Annotated in this window: 18 protein-coding genes; 15 read left to right on the top strand and 3 right to left on the bottom strand. The window is 39.8% G+C overall.

Features of this window, described 5'->3' with window-relative positions; genetic code table 11:
- Positions 1-15: 15 nt before the first annotated feature.
- The 6 genes from AC1M84_RS04930 to AC1M84_RS04955 all read left to right on the top strand — a co-directional run bounded on the left by AC1M84_RS04930 (position 16) and on the right by AC1M84_RS04955 (position 3,769).
- Positions 16-753, top strand: a complete 738-nt coding sequence (locus AC1M84_RS04930) for a dienelactone hydrolase family protein (protein WP_035264872.1) — start codon at positions 16-18, stop codon at positions 751-753.
- Positions 754-815: 62 nt separating this feature from the next.
- Entirely contained in the window at positions 816-1,184 is a 369-nt protein-coding gene (locus AC1M84_RS04935; protein ID WP_265596980.1) for an HIT family protein, read from the top strand.
- Positions 1,185-1,290: 106 nt separating this feature from the next.
- Positions 1,291-2,322, top strand: a complete 1,032-nt coding sequence (gene mutY / locus AC1M84_RS04940) for an A/G-specific adenine glycosylase (RefSeq protein WP_481594533.1) — start codon at positions 1,291-1,293, stop codon at positions 2,320-2,322.
- 59 nt (positions 2,323-2,381) lie between these two features.
- Positions 2,382-2,906, top strand: coding sequence for a M23 family metallopeptidase (locus tag AC1M84_RS04945; RefSeq protein WP_035264946.1), 525 nt, complete (start codon positions 2,382-2,384; stop codon positions 2,904-2,906).
- A 29-nt stretch (positions 2,907-2,935) separates the two neighbouring features.
- Complete coding sequence (locus AC1M84_RS04950) at positions 2,936-3,181, top strand: hypothetical protein (protein WP_035264881.1); 246 nt, start codon at positions 2,936-2,938, stop codon at positions 3,179-3,181.
- Positions 3,182-3,199: 18 nt separating this feature from the next.
- Positions 3,200-3,769 carry a DNA-3-methyladenine glycosylase I gene (locus tag AC1M84_RS04955; RefSeq protein WP_481594534.1) on the top strand — a complete coding sequence of 190 codons (570 nt, stop codon included), beginning with the start codon at positions 3,200-3,202 and terminating at the stop codon, positions 3,767-3,769.
- A 5-nt stretch (positions 3,770-3,774) separates the two neighbouring features.
- On the opposite strand, the gene AC1M84_RS04960 is transcribed toward AC1M84_RS04955, so the two are convergent.
- Positions 3,775-5,217: an aminotransferase-like domain-containing protein gene (locus tag AC1M84_RS04960; RefSeq protein ID WP_481594535.1), complete on the bottom strand. Its 1,443-nt coding sequence runs from the start codon at positions 5,215-5,217 to the stop codon at positions 3,775-3,777.
- 94 nt (positions 5,218-5,311) lie between these two features.
- On the opposite strand from AC1M84_RS04960, the gene AC1M84_RS04965 reads away from it, so the two are divergent.
- Entirely contained in the window at positions 5,312-5,722 is a 411-nt protein-coding gene (locus tag AC1M84_RS04965; protein ID WP_481594536.1) for a hypothetical protein, read from the top strand.
- A gap of 18 nt (positions 5,723-5,740) precedes the next feature.
- Here AC1M84_RS04965 and AC1M84_RS04970 read toward each other — a convergent pair whose 3' ends face one another.
- Both AC1M84_RS04970 and dapB read right to left on the bottom strand, forming a co-directional pair.
- Entirely contained in the window at positions 5,741-6,391 is a 651-nt protein-coding gene (locus tag AC1M84_RS04970) for an START domain-containing protein (protein ID WP_481594537.1), read from the bottom strand.
- 55 nt (positions 6,392-6,446) lie between these two features.
- On the bottom strand, positions 6,447-7,268 hold the full coding sequence (dapB, locus tag AC1M84_RS04975) for a 4-hydroxy-tetrahydrodipicolinate reductase (protein WP_035264896.1): 822 nt from the start codon (positions 7,266-7,268) through the stop codon (positions 6,447-6,449).
- Positions 7,269-7,488: 220 nt separating this feature from the next.
- On the opposite strand from dapB, the gene AC1M84_RS04980 reads away from it, so the two are divergent.
- The 8 genes from AC1M84_RS04980 (at position 7,489) to ssuC (ending at position 14,783) form a co-directional block, all read left to right on the top strand.
- Positions 7,489-7,644, top strand: coding sequence for a hypothetical protein (locus AC1M84_RS04980; protein WP_171076739.1), 156 nt, complete (start codon positions 7,489-7,491; stop codon positions 7,642-7,644).
- A gap of 280 nt (positions 7,645-7,924) precedes the next feature.
- Entirely contained in the window at positions 7,925-8,323 is a 399-nt protein-coding gene (locus AC1M84_RS04985) for an RcnB family protein (RefSeq protein WP_092766593.1), read from the top strand.
- A 179-nt stretch (positions 8,324-8,502) separates the two neighbouring features.
- Positions 8,503-8,880, top strand: coding sequence for an RcnB family protein (locus AC1M84_RS04990; protein ID WP_481594538.1), 378 nt, complete (start codon positions 8,503-8,505; stop codon positions 8,878-8,880).
- A 150-nt stretch (positions 8,881-9,030) separates the two neighbouring features.
- Positions 9,031-10,383 (top strand): amino-acid N-acetyltransferase, encoded by a 1,353-nt coding sequence (gene argA / locus AC1M84_RS04995; protein WP_481592773.1) that lies wholly within the window; start codon positions 9,031-9,033, stop codon positions 10,381-10,383.
- A gap of 363 nt (positions 10,384-10,746) precedes the next feature.
- Positions 10,747-11,721, top strand: coding sequence for a sulfonate ABC transporter substrate-binding protein (locus AC1M84_RS05000; RefSeq protein ID WP_481592772.1), 975 nt, complete (start codon positions 10,747-10,749; stop codon positions 11,719-11,721).
- 81 nt (positions 11,722-11,802) lie between these two features.
- Positions 11,803-12,735, top strand: a complete 933-nt coding sequence (locus tag AC1M84_RS05005; protein ID WP_257219958.1) for a sulfonate ABC transporter substrate-binding protein — start codon at positions 11,803-11,805, stop codon at positions 12,733-12,735.
- A gap of 21 nt (positions 12,736-12,756) precedes the next feature.
- A complete protein-coding gene (gene ssuD, locus AC1M84_RS05010) occupies positions 12,757-13,932 on the top strand; it encodes an FMNH2-dependent alkanesulfonate monooxygenase (protein WP_092766595.1) in 1,176 nt (391 codons plus the stop codon).
- Between the two features lie 53 nt (positions 13,933-13,985).
- A complete protein-coding gene (gene ssuC / locus AC1M84_RS05015; RefSeq protein WP_180000343.1) occupies positions 13,986-14,783 on the top strand; it encodes an aliphatic sulfonate ABC transporter permease SsuC in 798 nt (265 codons plus the stop codon).
- Position 14,784 lies beyond the last annotated feature (1 nt).

Raw genomic sequence — 14,784 nt, forward strand, 5'->3', positions numbered from 1 at the left:
AAAGGACTTTCAATAATGACTTCAGCAATTCAAACAAGAGAAATTCAGTATAAAGCGGCAGATGGTACTCAATTGATTGGTTATTTTGCCGCACCTGAAAACTCTTCAGGAGCTGCAGGTATTATTGTAGCCCCAGAGTGGTGGGGTCGTAATGAATATACAGAACAACGTGCTCGAGAACTTGCAGAACAAGGATATGCTGCTTTTGCCATTGATATGTACGGCGACAAAAAGGTAACCACTGAAGCTTCTCAAGCAAATGAGTGGATGATGCAAACTTTCGCACAGCCTGAAACGATTGTACAACGCGCTACAGCTGCGTTAGACACTTTATCTGCACAGCCTGAAGTTGACGCAACTAGATTAGCTGCGATTGGTTTTTGTTACGGCGGAAAAGTTGTTTTAGATCTTGCTCGCTCTGGTGCGAACTTAAAAGCAGTTGCTACCTTCCATGCTAATTTATCTGCGCAAACACCTGCTCAACAAGGTCAAGTAAAAGCTGAAATTCTGGTTTTGCATGGTGAGCTAGATAGCATGGTCACGCTAGATGATGTGGCACAATTTAAAGAAGAAATGTTTGCAGCTCAGGTGCCACATGAGGTCATTATCTTTGAGGATGCAAAACATGGTTTTAGCAATCCACAAGCTGATGAACGGGCAAAAGCCAATGGTGTAGATCTCGGTTATAACGCTGAAGCTGAGGAAAAAAGCTTAGCTGCGATGTATGAGTTACTGTCGCGTCACTTAGATTAATTACTTTCAAAGTTTATTAGCGCTAAGATTATTGAAGAAAGAAGATAAAATATAAGAGGAATATAAGGATGAGTGAACAATGTACTTATTGCAATCACGATGAATATGATGTGATTGATAAAAATGAATTCGGTGTGATTTTGCCAGAACAGCAGCCGTTGACTAAAGGACATTCCGTTATTATTCCTTTACGTCATGTGAGTTCTTTTTTTGAAATTACCGATAAAGAGCGTAAAAGTTTACAGTCGTTGTTAGAACTGGCACGTAACGAGTTAAAAATCCGTCATCATCCGGAAGGCTTTCATATCGCTTTTAATGATGGCAAAGTTTTTGGCGATGAAGAGTCGGAACATTTACACATCCATATTATTCCTCGTTACAAAAACCAACCGCTTAAATTAGATAGTCGTTGGGGCATTATTCAAGAGTAATGTTGATTTTACAAAAAGGCGCAATATGCGCCTTTTTTCATGCTTTTTTAAAAGGTCTTTGCCTAGATTGGTTATACTGAGCACAGATTGTATTAATGGTATTTTCATGTTTTCTTTTTCAACTGCGTTACTGGATTGGTTTGATGTACATGGTCGACATGACCTGCCATGGCAAGTCGCAGATGATCCTTACAAAGTTTGGGTCTCTGAAATTATGTTGCAGCAAACCCAAGTGAAAACTGTTCTGAAATACTATGATCGTTTTATTGAGCGCTTTCCGACGGTCACCGATTTAGGTCATGCTACTTGGGATGAAGTTGCTCCTTACTGGGCAGGTCTAGGCTATTATGCGCGTGCTCGCAACCTGCATAAAGCAGCCACAATCGTAAGTCAAAATGGACATTTTCCAGAGACTTTAGAAGCTTGGATGGCCCTGCCAGGAATAGGTAGATCAACTGCTGGTGCATTGATGTCACTTGGATTACGCAAATACGGCGTGATAATGGATGGAAATGTTAAGCGTGTTTTAGCACGTTTCTTTGCCATTGAAGATGATTTATCAAAGCCTGTCCATGAACGTGCAATGTGGGAATTAGCCGAGCAACTCTGTCCTGAACAACGCAACCATGATTACACGCAAGCCATTATGGATTTGGGTGCAACAATTTGTACTCCTAAAAAACCACTTTGCCTGTACTGTCCAATGCAGTCAGAATGCCAAGCTTTAAAGCAGGGTCTGACACAAGAGTTACCATTTAAAAAGCCAAAAAAAGCAGTGCCTATAAAGACTGCGGATGTTTTATTACTGCGAAGTACTGAAAATACATGGTTATGGCAACAACGTCCGCATTCAGGCTTATGGGGTGGTTTATGGACCTTACCCATCATTGATGAAACTTCAGAATTTAGTCAATTGACTCAGCAATATGGTTTGGTGAGTAATCAATTACCAACTCAAATTTCACACAGTTTCACCCACTTTACCTGGTTACTGAATGCACATATTTTCCATGTTGATTTCGACCAGATGGAATACCTCCAAACAGAATTAGGAGGTGAATGGCTCGCTCCACAAGTTGTAACAGAAATGGGCATTCCAACTGCGATGAAAAAATTGATCTCAGCCGTGAATTTGTGACATAGTCGATTCAAATAAGTGTGGCTGTATCATATCAAGGAGTTCGAGTGACTAAGTATTTGCGACATTACATCATCCTAAGTGTAGCTATTTTACTTGTCGCCTGCAGTAGCCAACCTCCAAAACAAACGCCGCTTGATCCAACCCTCGTTGCTCGTTTACATATGCTTCCTTTGGATCGAAAATTACCTATCCCAGTACAAGGTGTAAAAGCGAGACAACTGACAGACACTTGGGGTGCATCACGAAGTCACGGTCGAACACATGAAGGCATTGATATCTTGGCGGCTCGTGGTACAAAAGTTTATAGTGCAACTGATGGAATTGTTCGCAGTATGCGCGATAATAAGCTGGGTGGGAAAGTCATTTGGATTTTAGGACCCGCTGGTTCTTGGCATTATTATGCGCATTTAGATCAGCATAAAAAAGGTCTCAATGAGGGTGACTTCGTGCGACGAGGTGACCATATTGGTTATGTCGGCAATACGGGTAATGCTCGACATACTGCCCCTCATTTACATTATGGAATTTACTTAGATGGTCGCGGTCGAGGCCCTGTCAATCCATACCCTTATTTACGTTAAATTAAAGTTTTTATTTTTAGGAAGTTTTCATGTCAGAAGCCTTGATTAATCGTCTAGTTGAATTTGCAGAATCTGGCAATCAACAACGTATTGTCTTAAATGGACAAAGCCATCAGGGCTGGATTATGGAAATTACCGAAGAAGCTCTGTTGATTAGCACTGGTTTTGCAGATAAAGCAGGTAAAGATTTCTGGATTAATTTTTCGGATTTAGAACAAGCAGAGTTGTTCTTTTGGGACAATCAAAACGATCAGTGGGTTGCTTTTACCATTTGATCACTTCGGAGCATTCGCATGACGATTCAACGCTGTAGCTGGTGCTCCGATGAGCAGATTTATATTGATTATCACGATCAAGAATGGGGTGTTCCTGTATATGATGAACACACCTTATTTGAAGTGCTCTGTTTAGAAGGTCAGCAAGCAGGACTCGCTTGGATTATTGTTTTAAAAAAACGCGAGCGATATCGACATCATTTCTTTCAATACACCATTGAAGAAATTGCGACTTTTACAGATGAACATTTAATCGAAATAGCACAAGATCCGGGCATAATTCGTCATTTAGGTAAACTAAAGGCGATTCGAGATAATGCTCGAGCATGGTTGAATATGCGCCAAAACATGCCTGATATGGTCAAATGGCTATGGAGTTTTGTAGGGCATCAACCCAAAGTTCATTCTGTGCCAGACTATCGCTTAGCACCAACACAAAGCGAATTAAGCCTGCAACTGTCTAAAACTCTAAAAAAGAATGGTTTTAAATTCGTGGGTCCAACCATTATCTATTCTTATCTGCAAGCGATAGGAATGATTGATGATCATGAAAATCACTGCTTTAAAAACCTTAGTTTAGCGCCATAAACTTTTTAAGAAGGTGCTTGGGATGATGACCTCATTTTTTGTTTCACCCAATCCGCTAAAAACACGATGGAGTCATGAATTTCATGAGTCAGTTCATGCCCTGCATTTAAGCGAATATAATTTTTATAACGGCGCTCTTCTCCAAAAACATCACCGGGAACAATGTTAATACCATGTTGACGTGCGGCATAATAGAGTTCTAAACCATCAATATGTGTCGGCAATTGCAGCCATAAAACATAACCACCATCCGGCTGACTTAACCCAATATCGATCCCGTGGAAAGCGTTTAATATCGTTTTTCGATATGCATCAACTTGATGATTTAATTTTGGTTTTAATCGGAGTAGATGCTCACGATAGGCTCTACTATACATCAGGTCAGCCAAAGCCAATTGCAAAGGTGTATTCACACTGACATTTTGAATGACAATTTGACGATGTAAATGTTTAAGCCTTGGCGGTAAACAAAACCAACCTACTCGATATGCGCTGGACAATGATTTTGATATTGAACTGCATAAAATGACATAGCCTGCTTCATCCCAATGCTTAATCGGTAAAGGTCTTTGTAAATTAAAACTACATTCAGCATAAATATCATCTTCAATCACATAGCATTGATATTGTTCAGCCAATTGCACAATCTTCTGCTTATCATGATTAGAAAGCTCAAATCCTAGTGGATTTTGATAATTCACAGTCAATAGACAGGCTTTGGTATCGGGGTGCTGCATTGCTCTTTCTAAGCGTTCTAAATCAAAACCATCCACATTTGCAGGTATCTCAATCAACTTGCGTTTCAGTGTCCCTAACAACTGTAATTGACCATTAAAATTTGGGGTTGGAATCACAATGCCATCCCCTTCCTTGGTCAAGAGCTGAACCACGAGTGATAACGCAGCCATACAGCCATTGGTGATATAAATCTCGTCTGGATTGATATAAAACCCATCTTCAGCCCAATGGTCTGATAAAGCTTGTCTCAATCTCAAATGCCCTTGTCGATTACTGTAAAGGAAATCTTCAGGTTGACTGTGTTTTAAAGCACGTTGAATTGACTTTCGGATTGCATCTACAGGCACGTGATTTGGAGAGATTTGTACTGCACCTAAATGAATTGATCGATTATTGGTTGAAGACTCCTGTATTTCAATTTGCAAATCTAAGTTACTGATATCCTTTGCTTCAGCTTCAAATTCACGATGATAAGGCAATACTGGTTGATCATTTTTGGATTTCAAATGTTGTACAAAATAACCTGATTTATTTTTAACAGTGATGAGCCCTTCCGATTCCAATAATGCATAACAATTTTTTGCTGTATTTAAACTGACGGCATGTAATGCTGAAAATTGCCGAAGGGAAATGAGCTTCTGTCCTGAACACAGTTCTCCACTCAGAATTTTCTGTTTGATATGTTTGGCTAAGATTTGATACTGAAACATGAACTGTGCTCATTTTTATAAAATGTGTGTATCTGTATCTATAAACCTAGCAAATTTATGATGGTCTTACAGCTAAAAACACACAGGAGGCCATATGAACAACGATAAATTATATTTGATATTACCCTTGGTAACACTTTTGACAGCTTGCCAACCAGAGCATGCTATCGATCAAGTTGCACTTGAGCAAAAATTTATTTGTACATCATTAATTGATGGCTTCTTGAAAGTGACGCACAACAGTCATTATCGTTTTACAAAAAGTATTGAATCTCCAGAGCAGGAGAAAATTTACCTTTACACCGTATCTTCTGATCATGCGGTCAAGCTCAATAGTCCCACACAAAAAAATTTAAATTTTCAATGTGATGATTCCAAAAAACAGACCTACCAAGTTTTTCTATTGGATCAGGCATCTAAGACAAAGCAACCAATTTTGAGTTTTCATTTGCCTCAAGCAGCAGAGTTAAAGCAATTTACAGCTTACACTTTGAAAAATGATTAAATGACTGATGTAACGTCATTATTTCAAAATATCTGGTAACGATATCTGCGCAGATTGAGATTTTGCTAATTCAGTTTTCATTTTTTGCAACATTTGATAAGGCTGCTGTTGTACAAACATATTGGTCACACTTTGTGGAATTGCACCTTCTGGATCCGCATATCCTGAAGTGCTGACCTTTACCTTATTCGGTCCAATCTGTTCAAAGCTCCAGTCTCCAACATAGTGTTGCAGGCGAATATACTGAGGATTCTTCGATTTTCCCGTTTGCGAAGCTTTATTCTTAATATGAATAATACCTTTTGAATCCTTATACATTTTCCCTTGCACAATCAGATCTCGATCTTTCAAAGGAAATGGAAAATCTAACACCATGTAGAGTTTAAATTCCCCTTGCTTCAAATCTTGAGAAATCACCTGTGCTGAGCCGACATTGGGTACCCATGATTTTGCATTTTCCACATCCAAAACTATTGCAACTGCTCTTTCGAGTGAAGCATCCACTACTGTTTCAGCACGATAGGACAACACAGGATGATCAAGATTTTGCATCGTCCACACTTTAATATTGTTTTTGTTAATGGTGAGTCGAGAGGCTTCATTGGCTTGAACTTGGCTTGTCAGGCCAATGGCACTGACAAGCAAGCAGATCATAGAAATTTTCTTCATTTTTATTCTTCATATTTAACATTATTATTTAGATGATCACGCAGTATTTTTAAACTTAAACTTTGATATCGTTGAAGCCTAAAACGTCTTTCATGTCATATTTTTTCGGTGCTTTACCTACAACCCAAGCAGCGGCACGTACTGCACCTGCAGCAAAATTCATGCGATTCGTGGCTTTATGTGTGATTTCTACACGTTCACCTTCACCAATAAACATTACCGTATGTTCACCCACAATATCGCCACCACGAATGGTTTGGAAACCAATACTTTGACGTTCACGAGGACCAGTATGCCCTTCACGGTGATACACAGCATCTTGCTTCAAATCACGACCTAATGCATCAGCAATCGCCTCACCCATCATTAAAGCAGTACCTGATGGCGCATCAACTTTATGACGATGATGTGCTTCGATCACTTCAATATCGACACTGTCACCAAAGACTTTAGATGCTAATTCTAAAAGTTTAATGGATACATTCACGCCTACGGAGTAGTTTGCTGCGTACACTACAGGAGCAATCGTTGCACTTTCATCTAAAAATGCTTTTTGCTCATCGTTCATTCCCGTCGTACCGATCACTAATGCAACACCAGCCTCACGGCACAGTTTCAAATGCTGTTCAGTTGCAACTGGTGCAGTAAAATCAATAAATACATCGCAATCATTTAAAACATCTTGGATATCACCCACGACTTTCACACCAAGTGTACCAATACCCGCTAATTCGCCTGCATCCGCGCCAATAAGGCTACTGCCTGGACGCTCTACCGCTGCTGCTAATTGATAACCAGCATCTTGAACTGCTTGAATCAATGTACGACCCATACGGCCACCAGCACCTAAAATCCCAATACGCGGAGCGACAGACATAACCTATTCCTAGTGTTGCTTTAAAATTGTTCTTACTATAACAAAAGTCTATACATACGCTAAGTTTATCGATATAAAAAATTATGCTGTCTTCTAAGCATTTGATTCGAACACTAATCGAATAATCAGATTAAATTGAGAAAAATATTCGGTTTTTTATATTTATAAATTTTAACTATGATCAATGCCATGAAATTCAACACTTTTATAAGGAAATAATATGGCAGACCAAGCTCGAAAATTATCAACGATCCAAACGATCGAACAGTTACAGTTGGATGCTTCATTAGTTCAAGGTTTAGATCATGCCGAAACTGCGTGGATCATTATCGAAGCTATTCAACAATTGCAGGAATATCATAATCAGTGGCACTGAGATGAAACGGATCAGATGATTTTTCTTATTTAAAAGAAAATCATCTTCTGTGTTATTAAAATATTTACAATTTAAAAATCATATTAGGATTCAAAATTTAAAATTGCTCAAAGCATTGATTGCTCAGCTAAAGCATCGGTTTCTATTTTCATTCCTATTAAAATATGTTCTTATTATCTCGTTATTTTTAATCTAAATTACATTCTATCTTCACAGTTTCTCTGCATTTTTTCAGTACATTAGTGTGAACCCCAATTTATAAGGTCAACGAGGGCGGAATATGAAAAAGATTATGACAGTTTTGACATTATCTTTAAGTGCAATATTTACAGCAAATATTGCCAATGCTGCTCCTTACTCTGATGACTACCAAGATAAAGGTTCACGTGAACGTGGTAAAGGATTTGAGAAACGTACTCAATATGATGCTTCATCAGATCAAGAGTTCCAAGATCGTCGTAAAAACAGAGAAGAGCGTGGCGTAAAACGTTTACGTCAACATAAATGGCAAACTGGCTACGTCATGCCTCAACACTATCGTGGCAATAGTTATAAAACCGAATATAAAGATCATAACCTACCAAAACCTGGTAAAAACCAACAATGGTACAAAGTGAATAATGACTTTATTCTGGTGGATTCAAACAGCAATAGCATTTTGAAAATCCAGCAAGATTAATTTTGACGTTTAAATCGACCCGACTTCATGTCGGGTTTTTTGTTGAGTTCAATCCTAATCATTCATCTTCATCACTTCTTCATACATTTCACAAATTGACTATATCTCTCCACGGTTTATCTCAAATCATTTTGTACTTTAGCGATATCGGATAAATAACAAAGTTAGAGGTATCCCACATGAAAAAGTTAGTATCAGTACTTACATTAGCAATGAGTGGTTTATTGGCAACATCTGCGATGGCTGGTCCACATGACGATGGTCGTCACTATTCAAAACCAACTCCTCCACCAGCGCATTGGAATAAAGGTCAGACTGCGAAATATCAACATGACCGCTATGAACAAAATCGTGGCTTCCAAAATGTAAATCCAAGCCGTCAATGGCGAGTAGGTCAACAGTTACCACGTCAATTCAACTCTTCAAAATTTGAGTTAAGTGATCGTCAAGCGAAGAATCTACCTAAAGCGGCGCGTAACCAGCAGTGGTACAAAATTAATGGAGACTATGTCTTAGTGAATGAGCGTACAGATCGCATCGTGCGTATCATCGGATAAGCTTATTCCTAGATCTTCTCAAATTGATCTTCCCTGCACTCAGCCCAAACTCAGTTTGGGCTTTTTTATGTCTTTATTTTAATGCAGGTGTGGAAAATCATTTTTTTGTTTAGAATCTGATGACCACTTCCCGCTTCTATCGGTACATGCATGCAATCGGACTCAATAGATACAATTCAAAATATGACACAGCAATATGTGCATTGGTTCCGAAACTCAGCGCCGTATATCAACGCCCATCGTAATAAAACCTTCGTTTTAATGTTTGGCGGCGAAGCAGTTCAATCACCAAATTTTCAACATATTATTCATGATATTGCCCTTTTACATTCTCTCGGCATTCGACTCATTCTGGTTCATGGAGCACGACCACAAATCAGTGCAAATCTTGCTGAGAAGAATTTAGATAGTCCTTTTCATAATCATCGTAGAGTAACAACACGTGACTCATTAGGTGCGGTCATGTCTGCCGTAGGCTCAATCCGTTTACAAATCGAAGCCTTATTGTCTATGGGACTTGCAAATTCACCCATGTATGGTGCTCGCATTGATGTGGTATCTGGTAATTTTATAACAGCTAAACCTTATGGCATTCGTAACGGTATCGATTTTCAACTTACCGGTGAAGTGCGTTCAGTCGATGCAGATGCGATTCAAAAACATTTGGACAATCACAATATTGTATTGCTTGGCCCCTCAGGTTATTCAACCACTGGTGAAGTTTATAACTTGCTTGCTGAAGAAGTGGCGACCAAAACAGCTATCCAACTCGGTGCCGATAAACTCATTTTTCTCGGTTCCGAACAAGGTTTAATGCAAAGCCCACAGCAGTTGTTGCGCGAAGTGACCCCGCATCAGCTAGATCAACATATTGACGTTGCTTTAGAGCAAAATTATGAATTGGCATTGCATTTACAAAATGCCAAGGAAGCCTCTTTAAATGGCGTTAACCGCGTTCATTTATTATCTTATGAACATGATGGTGCATTAATCGAAGAATTATTTACTCGTGATGGGCATGGCACGATGATCACCGATGCACATTATGAAGAAGTCCGCACAGCGACGATTCAGGATGTCGGTGGATTAATCAGTTTATTACGCCCATTAGAACAAGAAGGCATTTTGGTATACCGCTCTAGAGAACGCTTAGAAAATGAAATTGATCATTTCGCTGTGATTGAACGTGACGGTATGGTTCTGGCTTGTGCAGCATTATATCCAATACCAACTGAATCAAATGAAATTCGTTCTGCAGAAATAGCCTGTGTGGCAGTACATCCAAGTTACCGCAAATCAAATCGTGGTAGCCAAATCTTGCACTATTTAGAAGAGAAAGCAAAAAAGTCTAATATCCAACAGTTATTTATTCTTACGACACGAACCGCACATTGGTTTTTGGAACAAGGGTTTGTCAAAGCATCGGTGGATGACTTACCACAAGCGCGTCAGGCACTTTATAATTTCCAAAGAAACTCAATTGTTTGTAAAAAGCCACTCTAAAGTGGCTTTTTTATTGCACCCTCATGAACTGCTTTATCTTTCTTTTATATATCGATATTCCTAGTTGAACTATCTTCACACTCATTCGATATATTCATACAAATCATATCATTATCACAATTTAATATTTTAATATATATTTATATATTTCATTAACTTAGAAACAAAAATATCGCTATTATCAGCTTGAGTCTTTTGCATTTTTTTAGATATTTTTTTCTCTTTTAATTTTATCTTTTTTATTCATTAGGAATTCCTGAATTCTTATTTTTTACGAAATAGAAAATTCATTAACTTAGGCGCGTTACATGACGCATTTATTTTTTTGATTTTTTTTATTTTTAAGTTTTCAGGATTTTCAATATGAGCAGCTTTAACGCTAATCTTTGGAAAAAAACACTCATTTTGTCTTCTGCGTTAACAGGTGCTTTGCTACTCACTGGTTGCGACTCAAAAAAAGAAGATAAAACCCAAGTGTTAAATATCGGTTATCAAAAGTATGGCTTACTGCCCGTGATTAAAGAACGTGGTGAATTAGAAGCCGTTTTGAAGGATCAAAACATTCAAGTGAAATGGGTAGAGTTCCCAGGTGGACCACAACTGTTAGAAGGTTTGAATGTCGGCAGTGTTTCATTTGGTGAAGTCGGTGAAGCCCCCCCTATTTTTGCCCAAGCAGCGAATTCAAATTTGGTTTATGTCGCAAATCAACCTGCGACTCCACGCGCTGAAGCGTTGATTGTTCAAAAAAATTCGAACATCAAAGATATTCAACAACTTAAAGGTAAGCGTGTAGCGTTAAACAAAGGTTCTAACGTTCATTATCTTCTCTTGAAGATTTTAGAAAAGAATCATTTGACGCTTGATGATATTGAAGTGGTTTACCTACCACCATCGGATGCTCGCGCAGCATTTGAGCGCGGTGCAGTCGATGCATGGGTAATCTGGGATCCGTTCTTTGCAGCAGCAGAGCATCAAATCGGCGCACGTGTTCTCGCTTCTGGCGAAGGGAATGCCAATAACTACCAGTTCTATATGGCTGATCGTAAGTTCGTTGAACAGAATCCTGAAATTATACAAACCGTTGTTCAAGAACTTAATGAGGCATCAGATTGGATTGCTTCCAATAAAGACGAAGCAGCTCAACTGCTCGTGAAGCCTACAGGTCTAGATTTCAAAATTCTTCAAACCTCAATTGGACGTATGAGCTTCGGCGTTTACCCAATTAGTACTGAAGTTGCTCAACATCAGCAAAAAGTTGCCGATGTATTCCATCAACAGAAATTGATTCCAAACAAAATCAATATTCAGGCCGCAATTATTGCTCCTACACCCAAATAACAACATGAAAAGGTGATGAACATGACTCAATATCAATCAGCAAATACAGCACACACTTGGTTTAAAACCTCAAGTCATTCAATGACAACGATGCTATTTGCCTGTGCGATGTTGGGTTGCTCAGCTGCATGGGCTGTTGATCCCTCAGTGAAGGAATTACGCATTGGCTTCCAAAAATCTTCCGTGAATTTGGTGATTGCTCAACAGCAAAAACTGTTTGAGCAAGAATTTCCCAATGCCAAAATTACATGGAATGAGTTCCCTGGTGGTCCTCAAATTTTAGAAGCACTTGCAGTGGGTTCAGTGGATATTGGTGCAACAGGTGATACCCCGCCTGTTTATGCTCAAGCAGGAAATAAACCTTTGCATTACATTGCTTATGAGGCGGCGAAGCCACTTTCTTCAGCAATCTTAGTGCCGAAAAAATCCAACATTACTCAGCTTAAACAACTCAAAGGCAAGCGTGTCGCAGTACATCGTGGATCTAGTTCACATTATCTATTGGTCCAAGCCGTCCGAAAAGCAGGTTTGCAATGGAGCGATGTAAAACCAATTTGGTTAAGTCCTGCTGATGCACGTGCAGCATTCCAAAAAGGTGCCGTTGATGCATGGGCCATTTGGGACCCGTATTACGCTGCTGCTGAGCTTGAAGATAAAGCAAAAGTTTTGACCACTGGACAAGGGCTGAGCCCGAATTACACGTTCTATCTCGCTTCAGGCAAGTTTATCGACAAACATCCTCAAGCGATTTCAGGTGTCATTGAACAGATTAATCTTGCTGATCAATGGGTTCAAAAGAACTTAAAAACTACAGCAACGATTTTTGCCAAAACAACAGGTTTAAAGCCGAATGTGAGCCAAACCTTTGTTCAGCGCCGACCTCGTCCATCTTATGCAGCACCTTTAACCGCGAAAGTCATTGCAGATCAGCAACAACTGGCTGATCGCTTTGCTGAGCTCAAAATCATTCCTAAACCGATACAAATCAACCAAGTCGTATGGACTGGTAAGTAACTCATATTAAGGACTTAAGTAATGAAAATTTTCTGGTTTATTCCTACTCATGGTGATAGTCGCTACCTAGGTACAAGCAAAGGCGGACGTGTTGTCGACCATGCCTACATGAAACAAATCGCTGTGGCGGTGGATAATCTAGGTTATGAAGGTGTGCTTATCCCGACTGGTCGTTCTTGTGAAGATCCATGGTTAACTGCCGCAAGTTTAATTGATGCCACCAAAAATCTTAAATTTCTCGTTGCTTTGCGCCCAGGGGTAACCACTCCTGCACTGGCTGCACGTATGGCAGCAACCTTTGACCGTCTTTCAAATGGCCGTGTTCTATTGAACTTAGTCACTGGTGGTGATGAGCAAGAGTTAAAAGGTGACGGCGTCTATGAAGATCATAAAACGCGTTATAAAACTGCGACTGAATATACTACGATTTGGCGCGAAATTTTAAAACGCTCTCATACGGGTGAAAGCTTCACGTTCCATGGTGAACGTCTAAGCGTGGATGATGCAAAATTATTATATCCACCCGTCCAAAAACCTTACCCACCATTGTGGTTTGGTGGTTCTTCTGATGATGCTGTTGAACTGGCAACCGATCAAGTGGATACCTATTTAACTTGGGGCGAGCCACCAGCAGCAGTTAAAGAAAAAATTGAAAATGTCCGCGCTAAGGCGGCAGCTAAAGGTCGCACCCTAGATTACGGTATTCGTTTACATGTCATCGTCCGCGAAACCAACGAGGAAGCATGGAGAGCTGCTGAAGAATTAATTCAGTATGTTGATGACGAAACCATCGCTGCGGCACAGAAAAAATTTAAACAAATGGACTCTGTTGGTCAACGTCGTATGGCTGAACTTCATAATGGAGATCGCTCGAAACTTGAAGTGTCACCAAACTTATGGGCTGGCGTAGGTCTCGTCCGTGGCGGTGCAGGCACGGCATTAGTAGGTGACCCTGAAACTGTGGCGGCACGTATCCAAGAATATGCAGATTTAGGCATTAATACCTTTATTTTCTCGGGTTATCCGCACCTTGAAGAATCAATTCGTTTTGCTGAATTGGTATTCCCTCTTCTACCATTAGAAACACGCCAAAAACTGACTCAACCGAATCTGACTGGACCTTTTGGTGAGATTGTCGCGAATAACTACACTCCTGAAGAAAATAAAAAAGGAGATCAGGTTCAGGAGCCGGCATGACAACAGCGGTAAATAAATCTCAAAAGCATTCTATCGTGTTGAGTAAAACCAAGGTGGTTAAAGCTGAAGGTTTTCTCTCTCGAGGAACCAAACAACTGGGGCAACGTTTGTTGCCTTGGTTAGTACCCATTTTCCTTATTGTGATTTGGCAACTGGCATCAGTCACTGGCATTTTAGAAAGCCGCGTCTTGCCTGCTCCAACCGCAGTGGTTTTGGCTTTTTGGCATCTATTGCTTAGTGGTGAACTGTGGACACATGTCCAAGTCAGTGCGGGACGTGCACTGATTGGCTTGCTGATTGGTGGTGGCTTAGGATTATTTTTAGGGTTGTTAAATGGCTCATCTAAAGTCGCCTCTACGTTACTCGACACGACCCTACAAATGATCCGTAATATTCCAGCTTTAGCTTTAATTCCATTGGTGATTCTATGGTTTGGAATTGACGAATCTGCCAAATTATTTTTGGTCGCGATTGGCGTTTTTTTCCCAATTTATATCAATACGTATCACGGTATCCGATCTGTAGATCCTCAGCTGATCGAGATGGGCAAGAGTTATGGTTTAACACGCTGGCAGTTATACAAAGAAATTATTTTACCAGGTGCTCTTCCTTCCATTTTAGTTGGTTTACGCTTCGCACTAGGTTTAGTTTGGGTTCTTTTAATTGTGGCTGAAACCATCTCGGCACAAGCTGGGATTGGCTACATGACCATGAATGCGCGTGAATTTTTACAAACAGATGTAGTTTTAGTTGGGATTCTACTGTATGCCCTACTTGGTAAATTAGCGGATGTACTCGCGGTTGCCTTAGAAAAATATTTATTACGCTGGCATCCAGGCTATCAAAAATAGG

Source organism: Acinetobacter sp. 24-47-66 (assembly GCF_056779755.1).

What these genes read in the sequence shown, in the direction of transcription:
- AC1M84_RS04930 (WP_035264872.1), top strand. Translation starts at nt 16, where the DNA reads ATGACTTCAGCAATTCAAACAAGAGAAATTCAGTATAAAGCGGCAGAT.
- mutY (WP_481594533.1), top strand. Translation starts at nt 1,291, where the DNA reads ATGTTTTCTTTTTCAACTGCGTTACTGGATTGGTTTGATGTACATGGT.
- AC1M84_RS04950 (WP_035264881.1), top strand. Translation starts at nt 2,936, where the DNA reads ATGTCAGAAGCCTTGATTAATCGTCTAGTTGAATTTGCAGAATCTGGC.
- AC1M84_RS04955 (WP_481594534.1), top strand. Translation starts at nt 3,200, where the DNA reads ATGACGATTCAACGCTGTAGCTGGTGCTCCGATGAGCAGATTTATATT.
- AC1M84_RS04960 (WP_481594535.1), bottom strand. Translation starts at nt 5,217, where the DNA reads ATGTTTCAGTATCAAATCTTAGCCAAACATATCAAACAGAAAATTCTG.
- AC1M84_RS04965 (WP_481594536.1), top strand. Translation starts at nt 5,312, where the DNA reads ATGAACAACGATAAATTATATTTGATATTACCCTTGGTAACACTTTTG.
- AC1M84_RS04970 (WP_481594537.1), bottom strand. Translation starts at nt 6,391, where the DNA reads ATGAAGAAAATTTCTATGATCTGCTTGCTTGTCAGTGCCATTGGCCTG.
- dapB (WP_035264896.1), bottom strand. Translation starts at nt 7,268, where the DNA reads ATGTCTGTCGCTCCGCGTATTGGGATTTTAGGTGCTGGTGGCCGTATG.
- AC1M84_RS04980 (WP_171076739.1), top strand. Translation starts at nt 7,489, where the DNA reads ATGGCAGACCAAGCTCGAAAATTATCAACGATCCAAACGATCGAACAG.
- AC1M84_RS04985 (WP_092766593.1), top strand. Translation starts at nt 7,925, where the DNA reads ATGAAAAAGATTATGACAGTTTTGACATTATCTTTAAGTGCAATATTT.
- AC1M84_RS04990 (WP_481594538.1), top strand. Translation starts at nt 8,503, where the DNA reads ATGAAAAAGTTAGTATCAGTACTTACATTAGCAATGAGTGGTTTATTG.
- argA (WP_481592773.1), top strand. Translation starts at nt 9,031, where the DNA reads ATGCAATCGGACTCAATAGATACAATTCAAAATATGACACAGCAATAT.
- AC1M84_RS05000 (WP_481592772.1), top strand. Translation starts at nt 10,747, where the DNA reads ATGAGCAGCTTTAACGCTAATCTTTGGAAAAAAACACTCATTTTGTCT.
- AC1M84_RS05005 (WP_257219958.1), top strand. Translation starts at nt 11,803, where the DNA reads ATGACAACGATGCTATTTGCCTGTGCGATGTTGGGTTGCTCAGCTGCA.
- ssuD (WP_092766595.1), top strand. Translation starts at nt 12,757, where the DNA reads ATGAAAATTTTCTGGTTTATTCCTACTCATGGTGATAGTCGCTACCTA.